The organism is Streptomyces sp. NPDC101151 (assembly GCF_044768335.1).
Taxonomy (GTDB): Bacteria; Actinomycetota; Actinomycetes; order Streptomycetales; family Streptomycetaceae; genus Streptomyces.
Map to the genome: position 1 here is coordinate 130,520 of NZ_JBIWPP010000022.1, position 16,365 is coordinate 146,884.

Consider the following 16,365-nt stretch of genomic DNA (forward strand, 5'->3'; position numbering starts at 1 on the left):
ATAGGCCGACGGCTCCCCGGTGCGCTGTCCGGGGAGCCGTCGGATTCTGCCTCGCGGCAGGTCAGTGGTCGTCCCAGTGGTCCCCGTGCTCTGCGTGGCGGTGCCCGTCGTGCAGATAGTCGATGTGGTCGCCGTGCCGGACCTGGGCGTGCCCGCACTCCTCGTGGTGCACGTGGTCATGGCCCTCGTGCGCGGTGTGGCCGGCCGGCTCGCACTCGTCCCAGTGGCCGCCGTGCTCGCGGTGCAGATGGCCGTCGTGCGCGTAGTCGAGGTGGTCGCCGTGCGGCACGGCGGTGTGCCCGCAGCCGGGGCCGTGGCTGTGTGTGCCGTGCTCGGTGTGTTCCTGGTGAAGCGTCGTCATGGTGTTCGCCTTCGGAGGGTGCGGAAGGGTGGCGACGGACAGGCTACGCGCGCAAACGGTACATATAGGGGCATACCGATTGCGTGGCGTACGAGTACCCCGGAGGGTCGAGGGCATGAAGGGCATCAGCTACAGCCGCTACGGCGGACCCGAGGCGCTGGAGTACGGAGAGGTGCGCGACCCGAAGGTCGGCCCGGACCAGGTGCTGGTCAAGGTGCGCGCGGCGGGCATCAATCCGGTCGACTGGAAGTGCCGCGAAGGATATCTCGACGCCATCCTGGACGCGGTCTTCCCGGTCGTGCCCGGCTGGGACGTCAGCGGGGTGGTGGTGCAGCCCGGAGCCTCGGTGACGGAGTTCTCCGTCGGCGACGAGGTGATCGGCTACGTCCGCGAGGACTTCCTGTCCCGGGGCACCTGCGCCGAGTACGTCGCAGCTCCCGTGCGCACGCTGGCCCGCAAACCGCGCAACCTGTCCTTCGAGGAGGCCGCCGGTCTGCCGCTGGTGGGGCTCACCGCCTATCAGGTGCTCGTCAAGGCGCTGGAGGTCAAGCGAGGTGAGACGGTCCTGGTGCATGCGGCGGCCGGCGGGGTCGGCTCGGTGGCCGTCCAGATCGCCGTCCATCTCGGAGCCCGGGTCATCGGCACGGCGAGCGAGCACAACCACGACTTCGTACGGGGCCTCGGCGGCGAGCCCGTGACCTACGGCGAGGGCCTGGCCGAACGGGTGCGCGGGATCGCTCCCGAAGGCGTGGACGCGGCCTTCGACACCATCGGCGGCGACACCCTGAAGACCTCGGCCGACCTGCTCGCCTCCGAGGGCCGCCTGGCGTCGATCGCCGACCCGGACGTGGTGAGCTACGGCGGCCGCTACCACTTCGTACGCCCCGACGCCGAGGACCTGACCCGCCTGTCCGAGCTGGCGGAACAAGGGGTCGTGTCCGTGCACGTCCAGGAGACCTTTCCGCTGGAGCGGACGGCGGACGCGCACCGGCTGAACCAGGAGGGCCGGACCCGCGGGAAGATCGTGGTGACGGTGGACTGGGAGGCCGAGGAGGGCGTCCTCTAGGCCCCCTCCAGGCCCCTCCAGGCCGCTCTGGGCCCTGTCCGGCGGATGCGCGTGCCAGACCCCACGATTCCGGCATGATCCGGCGGCCGGGCCCTGGCTCATGAGCACGGCTGGACCCGGCTAGACCACGAGTACGGCCGCACACGCGGCCATCGCCACCGTGCACAGCACCGCTGCCGTCGCGTGCCGGGGTGCCAGCGCGGGCGGGCGGGGGCTCGTCGTGAGGGTGCGGATCCGATGGTGGGCCACCCAAAGAAAGCCCAGCCAGAGCGCACAGCACAGGGCACACATGACGACACCGGCGGCCGAGGCCCCGCCGTGCAGCGCGGTCTTCACGGCGAGTACGGCGGCCACCGTGCTCGACAGTGTCGTCCGCCGCCAGGCCAGCCGGGTGCGCTCCGGCTGCAGCCCCGGATCCCGGCCCTCCGCGCTCACCCCTCCCATCCGACCAGTACCACCACGACCATCGCGACGGCCACCACCGCGACCACCAGGCTCAGTACCGCCGGGAAACGGGACGCCGGCAGGTCCTCGCCCCGCCGCATCGCCAGCTCGCAGCGCACCCAGTGGTTCACCGCGCGCAGCGAGCACAGCACACCCGCGGCGAGCAGCGCGAGGGCGAGACCGACCCGCCACGACCAGCGCAGGTCCGGCAGGAACTGGTCCACCGCGAATCCACCGCCGATCAGCGCGAGCGCGGTCCGCAGCCAGGCCAGGAACGTGCGCTCGTTGGCCAGCGAGAACCGGTAGTCGGGGGTGCTGCCCTCTTCCCGTACCTGTTCCGGTGCGAACCAGAGCCGTACGTTCCGCACGAATTCGATCACGCGCTGGACCCTACCGGGGTGTCACCGGGCCGACCGGAACGCCCTGAGCCTCTCGTACGCCGCCAGCCCGTCCGGCACCCACTCCCACTCGCCGAGCCGCCGCTCCACCTCGTCCTCGGGCAGGAAGTCGTACCACTGGACCTCCTCCGCCTGGGGTTGTACCGGAAGGTCGCACCGCACCTCGTACACCGCCGACCACCAGCTGTTCTGGGCCCCGTCGTCGTACAGGAACCTGAAGAGGGGGGTCGGCCGGGGGAGACCGGTCACCCCCAGTTCCTCCTCCGCCTCCCGCAGCGCCGCCTCGTCGTAGGACTCGCCGGCTCCCACGACCCCGCCGACGAACATGTCGTAGAGGGAGGGGAACACCAGCTTGGTCGCGGTGCGGCGGTGGACGAAGAGCCGCCCTGCCGCGTCCCGCGCCTGGATGAAGACGCACCGGTGGCGCAGGCCCTTGGCGTACGCCTCACCGCGCGGGACCCGGGCGACGACCCGGTCGTGCTCGTCGACGATGTCGAGGATCTCGTCAGCAGGGTTCATGCCCGTATCCAAGCAGGGCTCCGGCGGGGGCTCAGCGCCGCTGCAGGTCCCGGGCGGGTTCCCGATCCGACGTGCCGCACGGCATCGCCGGGTGCAGCCCGAGCAGCACGATGCCCGTGACGATCGCCGCGAGCCCCGCCGCCTCCCAGGCCAGCGCCCCGGTGCCGGTGTGCAGCCGGTCGCCGAGGAAGCCCACGCCGCACAGGATGCCGGCGAGCGGCTGGGCCGCGGTGAGCGCGGGCAGCGACATGCGCAGCGGAGCCGTCTCGAAGGCGCTCTGCACCAGGACAAGACCGGTGACGCCCAGAGCGAGCACGCCGTACGGCTGCCAGCTGGTGAACAGTTCCGTGAAGCCGCCCTCGGAGAAGAGGGTGCCGCTCACCCGGGTCAGTGCGTCCTGCACGCCGTACAGCAGCCCGGCGGCGGTGGCCAGCAGCACCGGACCCCAGCTCAGCCGGGAGCGCTTGGCGTATGTCGTGAGCACCATGGCCGTGCCGAGCATCGCGCCGATGATCAGCCAGTGCCGCAGCGGGTCGGCGACGGCACTGCCGCCACGCGGTTCGCCCGCCACGATGAACGCGGTCACACCGCCCGCGAGGAGCGCGAGTCCGGCCCAGCCCTGGCGGCCCAGGGACTGTCTGGTCCGGTGGCGGGACAGGGCGAGCGCGAACAGCAGGTTCGTGGCGAGCAGTGGCTCGACCAGGGAGATCTCGCCCTTGCCGAGCGCGATGGCGCCCAGCACCATGCCGGCCACCATCAGGGCGATGCCGCCCAGCCAGCGCGGCACCCGCATCAGGTCGAGCAGCAGCCGGAACGACAGGAAGTCGCCGAGCGGTGCCTTCTGGGCGGCGTCCTGCTGGAGCACGAACCCGAAGCCCACACAGCAGGCCGCACTCACGGCGAGAAGGAGAACCAGAACGGACACGCTGCGTACCTCGATCATCCGGCCGGACCACGGACGCGTAGTGGCCGACTGTAGCGCTCCCGGGGCGCCATTGCCCCGGAGAGTGCCCGGAACCGGGCAGTTGTCTCGGTCACGGTGCCGGGCCGATCGCAGGGGCGACGGCAGCGGACGGCGGGACCGTCCGGCCCATGGTCGGCCGTGCCGACGTCCGGCGCCATGGCGTACGCCACAGCAGCCCGACCGCACCCCGTACCCTCAGTACGGCGACCAGGGCGCTCGTGTCTCAAGTGCCCCTCCCCGCAGGCTGGTTGCAGCCAGTGACACCCCGGTTCCGCTTGACGCGAACCTTGGCTGAGGGTTTGCTGTGCGTGATCGGTCGATGGCAGCCCGAGAATCAGGAAGTCCTGCGGTGACCCCACTCCCGCCTCTGCTCGGCGCTCGCCGGGCCCCCACGGACCGGCCCGGCGACACCGCGCCGGACGACTCCGGCGCCTTGGCGGGTGCCTTCGACGACGCCCTCGACGACGTCGAACTCCTCGCCGCCCGGGCCGCGTTGACCCAGGGCCGCTGGCAGGCCGCCCGCTCTCTGCTGCTGCACACCGGTGACGACTGGGACCGCCGGGGCCACCGCATCACCGTGCTCGCCGGGGAGCCGTACGCCGCCGCCTGGGCCCATGAGTGGCTGCTCGCCGAACCCGGGTCCGCCGACGCCACCACCCTGCACGCCCTGGCCCAGGTCCAGCGCGCCCTGCGCGGCAAGGAGGAGGCCGGCCCGGCCCGCGAGGCCTGCCGCACCGCCGCCGCACTCGCCCCTGCCGACCCCACGCCCTGGCTCGGTCTGCTCCAGCTGGCGCGCACGCTCGGCCCGGAGAGCGAGCTGCTGCGGACCTTCGCGGAACTCCGCGAGCGTCACCCCGAGCACCACCACGGCCACCACCTGCTGGTCGCCCGGCTCGCCGAGCGCCCCCAGGGCGGCCGGTCCGAGTCCCACGAGGTGTACGACCTCGCCGAGCGGGCCGCCGCCGAGGCCCCCGCCGACTCCCCGCTGGCCGTCCTGCCGGTGGTCGCGTACGCCGAGCGCTACCGGGCCCTGGCCGCCACCGGACTGGCCCCCGCCGACCCGGACGGCTCCGGGCACTGGTCCGGACCGAGGGCCCGCCGGTTCCTGGGCGCGGCCTTCGACTGGTGGCTGGAGTGGGAGCACGACGACCACCCCCGCCGCCACACCGACCTCAACCACCTGGCCTTCGCCATGTCCTGCGCCGGCCGTCCGGCCGAGGCCGCGGCCCTGTTCCAGCGCATCGGCCGCCACGCCACCAGGGCTCCCTGGTCCTACCCGCATCGCGACGCCTGGCAGGCCTTTCGCGCCGCCCGGTACCGCGCGCTCGGCAACGATCGTCCCGGGACGCAGGTGAGAAGTGATGGACATAGGTGAGAAGTGATTACGGAAGTCTGACCGCTGACCGTACTCGCTGGCCTCACGGGGGCCGGTAGTGCTCGAATGGATACGTGAACCCTGAACCACCCGAGGAGCCCGAGGCCCAGGGCAGGCCCATCGGCCGTCGCGTCTTCCTCGGCACCCTCGGCCTCGGCGCCCTGGGCGTCGCCGCCGCACCGGTGCTGCAGCGCGGCCTGGAAGGCTTCCTCGGCAGCATCTCCGGCAATGACCCCACGGGCCTGACCGGCCTCCTGCCGAACGGCGGCGGTTTCCGCTACTACTCGGTCGCCGCGTCCGTCCCGCACAAGGGCCCCGCCGACTACCGGCTCACCGTCGACGGCCTGGTCGACCACCCGCACACCTACACCCTCGCCGATCTGCGTGCGCTGCCGCAGAGCCGGCTGGTCAAGGACGTGCAGTGCGTCACCGGCTGGCGGGTCCCGGGCACCCCCTTCGAGGGCGTACGGCTCTCCCACCTGCTGGACGCGGCCGGCGTCCGGGGCTCCGGCAAGGCCGTCCGCTTCACCTGCTTCGACGGCACCTACTCCGAGAGCCTCACCCTCGACCAGGCCCGCCGCGCGGACGTCCTGGTCGCCCTGCGCATGCAGGACAAGGACATCGGCCACGACCACGGCGGCCCCGTCCGTCTCTACGTCGCCCCCATGTATTTCTACAAATCAGCCAAATGGCTCTCCGGCATCACCGTGACCGACCACGTCCGGCCCGGCTACTGGGAGGAGCTCGGCTACGACGTCGACGCCTGGGTCGGCCGGTCGAACGGACGGACCGATGAGCCTACGAGCTGAGACCCCGGCGCCGCCGAGCGCCCGCATCCGCCGCTTCACCCGGGCCGAACGCTGGGTGCACCGCACGACGGCCGCGCTGATGGGGGTGTGCGTGGTGACCGCGGCCTGCCTCTACATCCCGCAGCTGGCCGTACTGGTCGGGCGCCGCGAACTGGTCGTCCGTGTCCACGAGTGCGCCGGGCTCGCCCTGCCCGTCCCGGTCCTGCTCGGCCTGGCCTCCCGCGCCTTCCGCGGCGACCTGCGCTTCCTCAACCGCTTCGGCCCCCACGACCGCCTATGGCTGCGCGCCGCGTTGCTCCGCGACAAGCGCCACTCCTCGCGTCCGGCCGGCAAGTTCAACGCGGGCCAGAAGATCTACTCGGCCTGGATCTCCGGGGCCACGCTGGTCATGCTCGGCACCGGCCTCATGATGTGGTTCACCCATCTCACCCCGCTGATGTGGCGCACCTCGGCGACCTTCGTCCACGACTGGCTGGCCCTGACGATCGGCGTGGTCCTGGCCGGCCACATCGGCATGGCGATGGGGGACCCGGAGGCGAGACGGGGACTCCGGACGGGTTCGGTGAGCCGGGAGTGGGCGAAGCGCGAGCACCCTCTGTGGCGCCCCTAGGCATCGTCTGGGGCCCGCCTCGCTCAGCCGGCGAAGTCCAGCAGCACCTTGCACGACCGGCTCCGGTCGGCGGCCAGCGCGAACGCCGACTCGGCCTCCCGGACCGGGACCACCGCGCTGATCAGCCCTTCGAACTCCCCCCGTGCCGCCAGTAGTTCCAGCGACTCGTCGAACTCGGAGTCGAACCGGAACGCGCCCCGCAGCTCGATCTCCCGGCTCACCACCAGGTTCCCGGCGAACGGACTCCGCCCGGACGGCAGCATCCCCAGCTGTACGACCACACCCCCGCGCCGCACCCGTCGCACACAGGTGTCCAGACCGGCCGCCGCCCCGGACGCCTCGACGGCCACGTCCACCTCCGCCGGCCATCCGGAGTCCGCCGGATCGTCGGCCCGGACCAGCGTGTCGGCCCCGGCGACGGCGGCGTACCCGAGTGCCTCGGGCAGCAGGTCGGTCGCCGTCACCCGCGCCGCGCCCGCCGCCTTCAGCGCCGCGACCACCAGGCATCCGATCGGCCCGGCCCCGGTCACCAGCGCATGCCCGCCGGACACGTCCCCGGCCCGCTGCACCGCGTGCAGCGCCACCGCCAGCGGCTCGGCGAGCGCGGCCCGGCGCAGCCCGAGCCCGTCCGGCAGCGGCCGCAACTGCGCGGCCGGTACGGCGACTTGACCGGCGAACCCGCCCTGTACATGCGGAAAACGGGCGGCACTGCCGAGATACCGGGTGTCCCGGCACACGTTCGCCCGCCCGACACCGCACTCCGGGCACCGCCCGCAGGGCGTGGCGGGGTGCACGGCGACCGCCGTACCGGCAGCGGGACCGGTGGCTCCGGCGCCGTAGGAGTCCACGGTCCCGACCACCTCGTGCCCGAGCACCATCGGCTCCCTGAGCCGGAAGTCCCCGACCCCGCCGTGTCGCCAGTAGTGCAGGTCGGACCCGCACACCCCGCCGTACCGGACGGCCACCAGGGCCTGGCCGGGGCCGGGTTCGGGGACCGGCAGCTCCTCCACCCGCAGCTCGCCCGCGCCGTGGATCACACAACCCAGCATGTCCGCCGCTCCTTTCAGAGCACGCTCGTCATACCGCCGTCGACATACAGGACCTGCCCGCCGACGAAGTCGGCGGCGGGTGAGGCGAGGAAGAGCAACCCGCCCACCAGGTCCTCGGTACGGCCCCAGCGGCCGGCCGGGGTGCGACCGCGCACCCAGGCGCTGAAATCGTCGTCCTCGACGAGGGGTCTGGTCAGCTCGGTCTCGACGTAGCCCGGCCCGAGCCCGTTGACCTGGACGCCGTACGGGCCCCAGTCCGCGCACATGCCCTTGGTGAGCATCTTCAGCGCGCCCTTGGTGGCGGCGTAGGGCGCGATACCGGCCCGTACCACCTCGCTCTGCAGCGAGCAGATGTTGATGATCTTGCCGTGGCCGCGTTCCGTCATCCGCCGGGCGGCCTCCCGGCCGACCAGGAACGCGCTGGTGAGGTTGGTGTCCAGGATCCGGTGCCAGTCGGCGTCCGTGAACTCGAGGAGCGGGGCGCGCAGTTGCATGCCCGCGTTGTTGACGAGGATGTCGAGCGGGCCCACCCGCTCCTCGACGCCGGCGATCCCGTCGGCCACGGACGGCCCGTCGGTCACGTCGAACACCGCCGTGTGGACCCGGCCGCCGGGCAGTCCGGCGGCCGCCCCGGCCAGCCGGTCCCGGTCGCGTCCGTTGAGGACCACCGTGCAGCCGGCCTCCGCCAGGCCCCGGGCCAGCGCGAGCCCGATGCCCCGGCTGGAGCCGGTGACCAGGGCCGTGCGGCCGCTGATGTCGAAGAGCGGGTGAGCCGTCATCGCCGTACCGCTCCTAGATCACGAGGGACAGGAGCAGGACCAGACCGCCGGCGACCACCGAGATGATCGTCTCCATCACCGACCAGGTCTTGACCGTCTGCCCGATGCTCAGCCCGAAGTACTCCTTCACCAGCCAGAAGCCGGCGTCGTTGACGAAGCTGAAGAAGAGCGAGCCGGCGCCGATGGCGAGGACCAGCAGGGCCGCGTGGGTGGTGGACATGTCGGCCGCGAGCGGCGCGACCAGGCCGGCCGCCGAGACCGTGGCCACCGTCGCCGAGCCCGTGGCGAGACGGATCACCACGGCGATCAGCCAGGCCAGCAGCAGCGCCGGGATCGACCAGTCCTTGGAGATGTCCAGGATCATCTGGCCCACACCGCAGTCGATCAGGGTCTGCTTGAAGCCGCCGCCCGCGCCGACGATCAGCAGGATGCCGGCGATGGGCATCAGGCCCTTGTCGACCGTCTGCTGGAGCCGCTCCTTGCTGAACCCGGCCGGCCGGCCCAGCGTGAAGAATCCGACGATCACGGCGGCGAGCAGCGCGATCAGCGGGGAGCCGATGACGTCGAAGACCCGCTGGTTCATGTTCGTGGGGTCGTCGACGACGATGTCCACCAGGGCCTTGGCCAGCATCAGCACCACCGGCAGCAGCACGGTGGCGAGCGTCACGCCGAAGCCGGGCCGGCGCTTCAGCTCCTCCGACGGACGCTGCGGCAGCATCCGGTCGGGGGCCGGGACGTCCACCCAGCGGGCTGCGACGCGCGAGAACACCGGACCGGCGATGATCACCGTCGGTATGGCGACGAGGATGCCGAGCGCCAGGGTCACCCCCAGGTTGGCCCCGACCGCGTCGATCGCGATCAGCGGGCCGGGGTGCGGCGGGATCAGGCCGTGCATCACGGACAGGCCGGCCAGCGCCGGGATGCCGATGCGCATCAGGGAGTAGTTGCCTCGCCTGGCGACCATCAGCACGACCGGGATCAGCAGCACGATACCGACCTCGAAGAACAGCGGCAGGCCCACCACGGAGGCGATCAGCACCATCGCCCAAGGCATCGCCCGCCCGCCCGCCTTGGCGAGGATCGTGTCCACGATCTCGTCGGCGCCGCCGGAGTCGGCGAGCAGCTTGCCCAGGATCGCCCCGAGCGCGATCAGGACGCCCACGCCGGCCACCGTGGCGCCGAGCCCGGTGGTGAAGCTGGTGATGGCCTTGTCGAGCGGAGCACCGGCGACCGCCCCGAGCACCAGCGACCCGATGGTCAGTGACAGGAAGGCATGGAGCTTGAACTTGGTGATGAGCAGGACGATGACGGCGATGCCCACCAGGGCGGCGATGCCCAGCTGGGCGTGTCCGGCGGAGGTGATCGGCGGAGGTGCGTCCGCTGCCAGCATCTCGACGCTGAGTCTGGTCACGGGGTTTCCTTGCAGGTACGGGGACGGGGGTGAGGTGCTACTCGGCTGTGTCGGGAAGCGCGTCGAGTGCCTTGACGGCGCGTTCGGTGATCGCCTGGGGACCACCGCTGACGTCAACGGCGACTCCCGCCTCGTCGGGCTCCAGTGGCTGCAGCGTGGCGAACTGGGAGTCCAGCAGCGCGGTCGGCATGAAGTGGCCCTGGCGGTGGGACATCCGGTCCTCGATGAGCTTCCGGTCGCCCGTCAGGTGCACGAACACGATCCCGGGGGCAACAGCCCGGAGCCGGTCGCGGTAGGCCCGCTTCAGCGCCGAGCTGCTGACCACCCCGCCGAGCCCGGCCCGCCCGTGCGCCCAGTGGCCGATGGCGTCGAGCCACGGCCACCTGTCGGCGTCCCCGAGCGGGACTCCGGCCGACATCTTCTCGATGTTGGCCTGCGGGTGGAAGTCGTCGCCCTCGGCGTACGGGACGCCCAGCCGGGCGGCGAGCAGGGGACCGATCGTGGTCTTGCCCGTCCCGGCGACGCCCATCACGACGACGACCTGGGGGGTGCGCATGACTGCCTCGCTGTCTTCCTCGACATCGACGCCGACGTCCGGCGTCGCCACACTGAAACCTATTAAGTACGACGAATTCAAGGGTCTGTGACATATAAGTCTGACTTTCTGGCTCTGTGATCCAGGCCGTACGCTGAGTGCATGAGCACACCGGGCCGGGGGCTGCACGGCCGCGTACTGGACACCCTCGGCCCCGCGATCACAGCGGGCGAGTACCCGCCGGGCAGCGTTCTGCGTACCGATGAACTCGCACAGCACTTCGAGGTCTCCCGCTCCGTCATGCGCGAGGCGGTCCGCGTACTGGAGTCCATGCACCTGGTCGAGTCCCGCCGCCGGGTGGGCGTCACGGTCCGCCCCAAGAGCGAGTGGAACGTCTACGACCCGCAGGTCATCCGCTGGCGGCTAGCGGGCGCCGACCGCCCGCACCAGTTGCGCTCCCTGACCGTCCTGCGCTCGGCGGTCGAGCCGGTCGCGGCCGGCCTCGCCGCCAAGCACGCCACCCCCGAGCAGTGCGCCGAACTCACCGAGTGCGCCCTCGGCATGGTCGCCAACTCACGCGGTCACCGGCTGGAGCAGTACCTGGTCCACGACATCTCCTTCCACCGGGTCATCCTCACGGCCTCGGGCAACGAGATGTTCGCCCGCCTCGGCGACGTCGTCGCGGAGGTGCTGGCCGGCCGCACCCATCACGAGGTGATGTTCGAGGACCCCGACCCGGCGGCCGTCACCCTGCACGTCCAGGTCGCGGAGGCGGTCCGCTCGGGTGACGGAACCCGCGCCGAACAGCTGACCAGGGAGATCACCATGGGCGCCCTCCAGGAACTGGACATCCTGGCGCCCTAGCCTCAGTTGTCGAAGCGCGTCAGTCCAGGAAATCCCCGTCGACGTACACCCACGCCCCCTCCACCCGCTCGAACCGGCTGCGCTCGTGCAGCGAGCCACCGCGGTAGGAGGCACGGAAGGTCACGGTGCCGGTGGTGTGGAAAGCGGAACCCCCGGTGCTGTCCAGGATCTCCAGCCCCGTCCACCTCGTCCGCGCGTCCAGGTCCAGCCGCTCGGGCCGGGTCCGCGGGTGCCACGTCCGCAGGAGATACCCCGCGTCCCCCTTCACGAACGCGCTGTACCGCGACCGCATGAGCGCCTCGGGGGTCGGCGCGCCGGCCGGTCCCGTGTGGAAGCGGCCGCAGCAGGCGTCGTAGGACCGGGGGAGTCCGCAGGGGCAGGTGCGCGTGGTCATGGCCCACATTCTGCCCGTGCCGCCGAAGCCGCCCGCCGCCGGTGCGGCCCACGCCCCCGGGGTGCACAGTGGAAGAGGTGACGCGCGGGTGCGTCCCGTTGCCCTCGCAGCGCAGTGAGGAGAGACGGACGATGAGTGGACCCCTGATCAACCGTCCTCCGTCCGTGAAGGAATGGCGGCTGAACCTCTACCTGTCCGAACACGACCCGGACACCACGGCCCGGATCATCCTGGACACCGGGGACAGCGTCCTGGAGAGCCACGCGGAGGCCCGCCGCAACCCCTACGACGCGGCGGTGCCCGACATCGGCGACGAACTCGCGGCCGGACGCGCACTGATCGCCATGGGCCGCCTGCTGCTGCGCGCGGCCGCGGGAGACATGAAGGCGGTCGGAGCGACCGAGACCGAGACTCCCACGCCCCTCTGGCTGCCCCGGGAATGACGGAGCCGCACCGTGTTCTTCACCGACCGACTCGAAGCGGGGCGGCTCCTGGGCGCCCGCCTCGAGTACCTCAGGGGCCAGGACGTCGTGGTGCTGGGACTGCCCCGCGGCGGAGTACCGGTCGGCGCGGTGGTCGCCGAGGCACTCGACGCACCCCTGGACGTCTGCCTGGTACGGAAGCTGGGCGTACCCGACCAGCCGGAGCTGGGGATGGGCGCCATCGGCGAGGACGGCGTCCGGGTGATCAACCAGGAGGTGCTGCGCCACACCGGCGTCGGCCAGGCGGACCTGGACCGGGTCGAGGCTTACGAGCGCGAGGTGCTGGAGCGGCGGGCCGTCCGCTACCGCGGTGAACACCCGCCGGTCACCGTCGCCGGCCGGACCGTCGTGGTCGTCGACGACGGCGTGGCCACGGGTTCCACCGCGCGGGCCGCCTGCCGGATCGCCCGGGCCCGGGACGCGGCGCGCATCGTGCTGGCGGTCCCCGTGGCACCACAGGACTTCGCCCGGCGGCTCGGCGGGGACGCCGACGACCTGGTCTGCCTCGACACCCCGTACGACTTCTTCGCCATCGGCCAGTTCTACGAGGACTTCACCCAGGTCGGCGACGAGGAGGTCACGTCCTGTCTGCGGCAGGCGGCCGGACGCCACGAACGCTTCGCCGGTACCGGCGCCGAGGACCGCGAGGTGGAGGCGGCGGCCGGTGCCGTACGGCTGCGCGGGCGGCTCACCCTGCCCGCGGGCGCGACCGGGGTCGTCGCCTTCGCCCACGGCAGCGGCAGTGGCCGGCACAGCCCGCGCAACCGGTTCGTCGCCGAGGGACTGAACCGGGTCGGCCTCGGCACCCTGCTGTTCGACCTGCTCACCGAGGACGAGGAGCGCGACCGGACCAATGTGTTCGACATCGCGCTGCTGGCCGAACGGCTGGCCGGCGCCACCGCCTGGCTGCGCGAGGAACCCGACGTCGAAGGGCTCGCCGTCGGCTACTTCGGCGCCAGCACCGGCGCGGCCGCCGCCCTGTGGGCCGCCGCCGAAGCCTCGGCGCGCCCGGCCGCGGTCGTCTCGCGCGGCGGCCGGCCCGACCTCGCCGGACCGCGGCTGCCCGAGGTGACCGCGCCCACGCTGCTCATCGTGGGCGGCGCCGACACCCAGGTACTCGGCCTCAACCGGGAGGCACAGGCACGACTGCGCTGCGAGAACCGCCTCGAGGTCGTCCCCGGCGCCACGCACCTGTTCGAGGAGCCCGGCACGCTGGAGAGGGTGACCGAGCTGGCCCGCGACTGGTTCACCGACCACATGGCACCCGCGCACGTGTAGGCGGGGATCATGAGCGAGGGGGCCGTCACCCTGTTCCTCGCCGGCGACGTCATGCTCGGCCGGGGCGTCGACCAGATTCTCCCGCACCCCGGTGATCCCACCCTGCGGGAGGACTACGTGCACGATGCCCGTGACTATGTCGCCCTGGCCGAGGCCGCGCACGGCCCGATACCCCGCCCGGTCGACCCCTCCTGGCCCTGGGGCGAGGCGCTGCCGGTCCTGGACCGTGCCGCCCCCGAGGTGCGGGTGGTCAATCTGGAGACCGCCGTCACCGCGGACGGCGACTTCGCACCGGGCAAGGGCGTCCACTACCGGATGCACCCGGCCAATCTGCCCTGCCTCGCCGTGGCGCGCCCCGCCGTCTGCGCCCTCGCCAACAACCACGTGCTCGACCTCGGGCCGCCCGGCCTGACGGAGACGCTCGACTCCCTGGCGGCCGCCGGGCTGCGCACCGCGGGGGCGGGCCGGGACGAGACCGCCGCATGGCGCCCGGCGGCCGTCCCGCTGCGGGCGGGCGGACGTGTGCTGGTCTTCTCCTTCGGGATGCTGTCCAGCGGAATCCCGCACAGCTGGGCCGCCACCCCCGAGCGGTCCGGAGTGGCCCTGATCGCCGCGCCGACCGCGGGCGCCGCGGCCGACTTCGCCGGCCTCCTGCGGCAGGTCGGACGGCCGGACGACATCGTGGTCGCCTCCGTGCACTGGGGCTCCAACTGGGGATACGGCGTCTCCCGCGCCGAGGTCAGGTTCGCCCACGCGCTCGTCGACGCCGGCGTGGACGTCGTCCACGGCCACTCCTCGCACCACCCGCGTCCGCTGGAGGTGTACCGGGACAGGCTCGTCCTGTACGGCTGCGGCGACCTCGTCGACGACTACGAGGGCATAGGCGGCTACGAGCGCTACCGGGACGACCTGCGGCTGCTGTACCTGGCCACGCTCGAGAGCGGCACGGGCCGGCTGACCGGCCTGCGGATGGTGCCCCTCCAGGCGCGCCGGATGCGCCTGGAGCACACCTCGGCCGAGGACACCGCATGGCTGTGCGCCGCCCTCGACCGGTGCAGCCGGGCCCTCGGCAGCCGGGTCGAGCGCGTGGACGACGGCACCCTGACCGTACGGCCCCTGCGCTGAACCCGAGTTCAGGTCCGCCCGCCCCTGCACAGGAACTTGCGCAGACGGGACAGCGGCCAGGCGTTGATCACATCGTCCACGGTGAGCCAGCCCCGCTGCGCGGTGCCCACGCCGTAGCGCAGGTGGTCGAGGTGCAGGACGGAGTGGGCGTCGGTGTTCACCGCGAACTTCACCCCGTACCGCCGGGCCCGCAGGATGTCCTCGTCACGCAGGTCCAGCCGGTCGGGCTGGGCGTTGACCTCCAGCGCGGTGCCGGTACGGGCGCACGCGGCGAACACCTCGTCCCAGTCGGCGTCGACACCCGGCCGCCTGCCGACCAGCCGCGTGGTCGGATGCCCGATGACATGGACGTACGGGTTCTCGCAGGCTCGCACGAGCCGTCTGGTCATCGCCTCCCGGTCCTGGTCGAAGTGGGAGTGCAGGGAGGCCACGCAGAGGTCGAAACCGGCAAGGAAGCCGTCCGGCCAGTCCACCTCGCCGCCCGGGCCGATGTTCAGCTCCGTGCCGTGCAGCAGCCGCATCCGGCGCAGGGTCCCGTCCAGGTTCCGCAGCCGTTCCCGCTGGGCGAGGATCTTCTCGTCGGTCATGCGCTGCATGTACAGGTCGGGGGCATGGTCGGTGACCGCGTAGTACGCGTAGCCGCGTGCCGCGGCGGCCTCCACCATCGCCTCCAGCGGCGCGAGGCCGTCGGTGAGGTCCGTGTGGGTGTGCAGATCGCCGCGGATGTCCCGCTCGGTCACCACCTCGGGGAGGTCGCCGCGCAGCGCGGCCTCGATCTCCCCGCGGTCCTCCCGCAGCGTGGGCGGGATCCACGGCAGCCCGAGCCGTTCGTACACCTCCTCCTCCGTACGGGAGGCGAGCGACTCCCCGCTCTCCGCGTCGAACAGGCCGTACTCGGACAGCTTCAGCCCCTGGTGGACGGCGATCGTCCGGGTGCGGATGTTGTGGCCCTTGGACCCGGTGAAGTACTGCATCCCCGCGCCCCACGACGCAGGCGGCAGCACCCGCAGGTCCACCTGGACGCCCTTGTCGGTGCGGATCGACGTCTTCTTCTCGCCGTGGGCGATCACCTCCGCGGTCGAGGGCAGCGAGACGAGGGCGTCCATGAAGGGCGCCGACCGGGCCGCCGCGACGAGGACGTCGATGTCGCCGATGGTCTCCCTCATCCGCCGCAGCGATCCGGCGTACGCGCAGCGCTTGCAGCCGGTCACCGCGGACAGTGCGGCGACGATCTCCTCGGCGGTGTCGAGGGCCAGGTGGACGGGGATGCGGTGGTCCGCCTGCCGCATCAGCCGGATCCCGTGCAGGATGTTCTCCTGCGTCTTCTCGCCGAACCCCTTCAGATCGGACAGCGCGTCCGCCTCGACGGCCGCGGCCAGTTCGTCCACCGACGAGATGTTCAGGTCCTCGTAGAGCCGCAGGGCCTTCTTCGGGCCGAGCGTGGGGATCGTGATCAGCTCCCGCACCCCGGCGGGGATCTCCGCCCGGCGCTCCTCGACCGCCGCGACCTTGCCGGTGCGCAGATACTCGGCCACCTTCTCGGCGATCGACCTGCCCACGTTCGGAATCTCCCGGAGGCCGTCGACGTCCAGGCGGGAGATGTCGGCGGGATGGCCGCCGATGGCACGCGCTGCCTTCTCGTAGGCGCGCGCCTTGAAGGCGTCGCCTCCCGTGATCGCGATGAGGTCCGCGTACTCCTGCAGGAGCGCCTCGACCTCAGCGTTGGGCCGGGCCACCCCACAAGTGTAGGAAAAACACCAGAGGTGGGGGGCGGGCGCCGGGGGGGCCCCCGCGGGGGGTTTTTCAAAAAAGGGGGGGGGGGGGGGCCCCCCCCTGGGGTCCCCCCCCCGCCCGGGGCCCCGCCGGGGCCGAGTGGCGGGCAGGCACCGCGGGGGCGGCTTT

Annotated in this window: 19 protein-coding genes; 8 read left to right on the forward strand and 11 right to left on the reverse strand. The window is 72.3% G+C overall.

The annotated features are described in order from the left end of the window. Positions 1-61 precede the first annotated feature (61 nt). On the reverse strand, positions 62-361 hold the full coding sequence (locus ACIRU3_RS32065) for a hypothetical protein (protein ID WP_404063647.1): 300 nt from the start codon (positions 359-361) through the stop codon (positions 62-64). Positions 362-476: 115 nt separating this feature from the next. On the opposite strand from ACIRU3_RS32065, the gene ACIRU3_RS32070 reads away from it, so the two are divergent. Further along, positions 477-1,427, forward strand: coding sequence for an NADP-dependent oxidoreductase (locus ACIRU3_RS32070; RefSeq protein ID WP_404063650.1), 951 nt, complete (start codon positions 477-479; stop codon positions 1,425-1,427). 120 nt (positions 1,428-1,547) lie between these two features. Here ACIRU3_RS32070 and ACIRU3_RS32075 read toward each other — a convergent pair whose 3' ends face one another. Genes ACIRU3_RS32075 through ACIRU3_RS32090 form a run of 4 tightly spaced genes read right to left on the reverse strand, consistent with a single transcriptional unit; the run spans position 1,548 to position 3,731 of the window. Continuing rightward, a complete protein-coding gene (locus ACIRU3_RS32075) occupies positions 1,548-1,871 on the reverse strand; it encodes a DUF202 domain-containing protein (protein WP_404063653.1) in 324 nt (107 codons plus the stop codon). Next, a complete protein-coding gene (locus tag ACIRU3_RS32080) occupies positions 1,859-2,251 on the reverse strand; it encodes a YidH family protein (protein WP_404063656.1) in 393 nt (130 codons plus the stop codon). Before ACIRU3_RS32080 ends, ACIRU3_RS32075 begins: the two co-directional genes overlap by 13 nt. A gap of 21 nt (positions 2,252-2,272) precedes the next feature. Continuing rightward, positions 2,273-2,788, reverse strand: coding sequence for an NUDIX hydrolase (locus ACIRU3_RS32085; RefSeq protein ID WP_404063659.1), 516 nt, complete (start codon positions 2,786-2,788; stop codon positions 2,273-2,275). A gap of 31 nt (positions 2,789-2,819) precedes the next feature. Continuing rightward, positions 2,820-3,731, reverse strand: a complete 912-nt coding sequence (locus ACIRU3_RS32090; protein ID WP_404063662.1) for a DMT family transporter — start codon at positions 3,729-3,731, stop codon at positions 2,820-2,822. A 370-nt stretch (positions 3,732-4,101) separates the two neighbouring features. Here ACIRU3_RS32090 and ACIRU3_RS32095 point away from each other — a divergent pair, with 370 nt between their 5' ends. From ACIRU3_RS32095 to ACIRU3_RS32105, 3 genes are all read left to right on the forward strand, one after another. Beyond that, positions 4,102-5,127, forward strand: coding sequence for a hypothetical protein (locus ACIRU3_RS32095; RefSeq protein WP_404063665.1), 1,026 nt, complete (start codon positions 4,102-4,104; stop codon positions 5,125-5,127). 74 nt (positions 5,128-5,201) lie between these two features. After that, complete coding sequence (locus ACIRU3_RS32100) at positions 5,202-5,936, forward strand: molybdopterin-dependent oxidoreductase (protein WP_404063668.1); 735 nt, start codon at positions 5,202-5,204, stop codon at positions 5,934-5,936. After that, entirely contained in the window at positions 5,920-6,546 is a 627-nt protein-coding gene (locus ACIRU3_RS32105) for a cytochrome b/b6 domain-containing protein (RefSeq protein WP_404063671.1), read from the forward strand. The genes ACIRU3_RS32100 and ACIRU3_RS32105 overlap by 17 nt, the downstream gene beginning before the upstream one ends. Before the next feature lie 23 nt (positions 6,547-6,569). Here the strand turns inward: ACIRU3_RS32105 and ACIRU3_RS32110 are convergent, their stop codons facing one another. The 4 genes from ACIRU3_RS32110 to ACIRU3_RS32125 are packed head-to-tail and all read right to left on the reverse strand — an operon-like array spanning position 6,570 to position 10,341. Continuing rightward, positions 6,570-7,595, reverse strand: a complete 1,026-nt coding sequence (locus tag ACIRU3_RS32110; RefSeq protein ID WP_404063674.1) for an L-idonate 5-dehydrogenase — start codon at positions 7,593-7,595, stop codon at positions 6,570-6,572. A 14-nt stretch (positions 7,596-7,609) separates the two neighbouring features. Beyond that, positions 7,610-8,374, reverse strand: coding sequence for an SDR family oxidoreductase (locus ACIRU3_RS32115; RefSeq protein WP_404063677.1), 765 nt, complete (start codon positions 8,372-8,374; stop codon positions 7,610-7,612). Between the two features lie 13 nt (positions 8,375-8,387). Further along, a complete protein-coding gene (locus ACIRU3_RS32120; protein WP_404063680.1) occupies positions 8,388-9,785 on the reverse strand; it encodes a GntP family permease in 1,398 nt (465 codons plus the stop codon). 37 nt (positions 9,786-9,822) lie between these two features. Further along, on the reverse strand, positions 9,823-10,341 hold the full coding sequence (locus ACIRU3_RS32125; RefSeq protein WP_404063718.1) for a gluconokinase: 519 nt from the start codon (positions 10,339-10,341) through the stop codon (positions 9,823-9,825). A 141-nt stretch (positions 10,342-10,482) separates the two neighbouring features. On the opposite strand from ACIRU3_RS32125, the gene ACIRU3_RS32130 reads away from it, so the two are divergent. Next, entirely contained in the window at positions 10,483-11,184 is a 702-nt protein-coding gene (locus ACIRU3_RS32130) for a FadR/GntR family transcriptional regulator (RefSeq protein ID WP_404063683.1), read from the forward strand. 19 nt (positions 11,185-11,203) lie between these two features. Here ACIRU3_RS32130 and ACIRU3_RS32135 read toward each other — a convergent pair whose 3' ends face one another. Then, positions 11,204-11,578 (reverse strand): YchJ family protein, encoded by a 375-nt coding sequence (locus tag ACIRU3_RS32135; RefSeq protein ID WP_404063686.1) that lies wholly within the window; start codon positions 11,576-11,578, stop codon positions 11,204-11,206. Between the two features lie 131 nt (positions 11,579-11,709). Between ACIRU3_RS32135 and ACIRU3_RS32140 the strand changes: the two genes are divergently transcribed. Genes ACIRU3_RS32140 through ACIRU3_RS32150 form a run of 3 tightly spaced genes read left to right on the forward strand, consistent with a single transcriptional unit; the run spans position 11,710 to position 14,463 of the window. Beyond that, positions 11,710-12,021, forward strand: coding sequence for a dsRBD fold-containing protein (locus tag ACIRU3_RS32140; protein WP_404063688.1), 312 nt, complete (start codon positions 11,710-11,712; stop codon positions 12,019-12,021). A gap of 12 nt (positions 12,022-12,033) precedes the next feature. After that, positions 12,034-13,338: a phosphoribosyltransferase family protein gene (locus tag ACIRU3_RS32145; protein WP_404063691.1), complete on the forward strand. Its 1,305-nt coding sequence runs from the start codon at positions 12,034-12,036 to the stop codon at positions 13,336-13,338. A 9-nt stretch (positions 13,339-13,347) separates the two neighbouring features. Continuing rightward, on the forward strand, positions 13,348-14,463 hold the full coding sequence (locus tag ACIRU3_RS32150) for a CapA family protein (RefSeq protein WP_404063694.1): 1,116 nt from the start codon (positions 13,348-13,350) through the stop codon (positions 14,461-14,463). Between the two features lie 8 nt (positions 14,464-14,471). Here ACIRU3_RS32150 and polX read toward each other — a convergent pair whose 3' ends face one another. After that, positions 14,472-16,199, reverse strand: coding sequence for a DNA polymerase/3'-5' exonuclease PolX (gene polX / locus ACIRU3_RS32155; protein WP_404063697.1), 1,728 nt, complete (start codon positions 16,197-16,199; stop codon positions 14,472-14,474). Positions 16,200-16,365 lie beyond the last annotated feature (166 nt).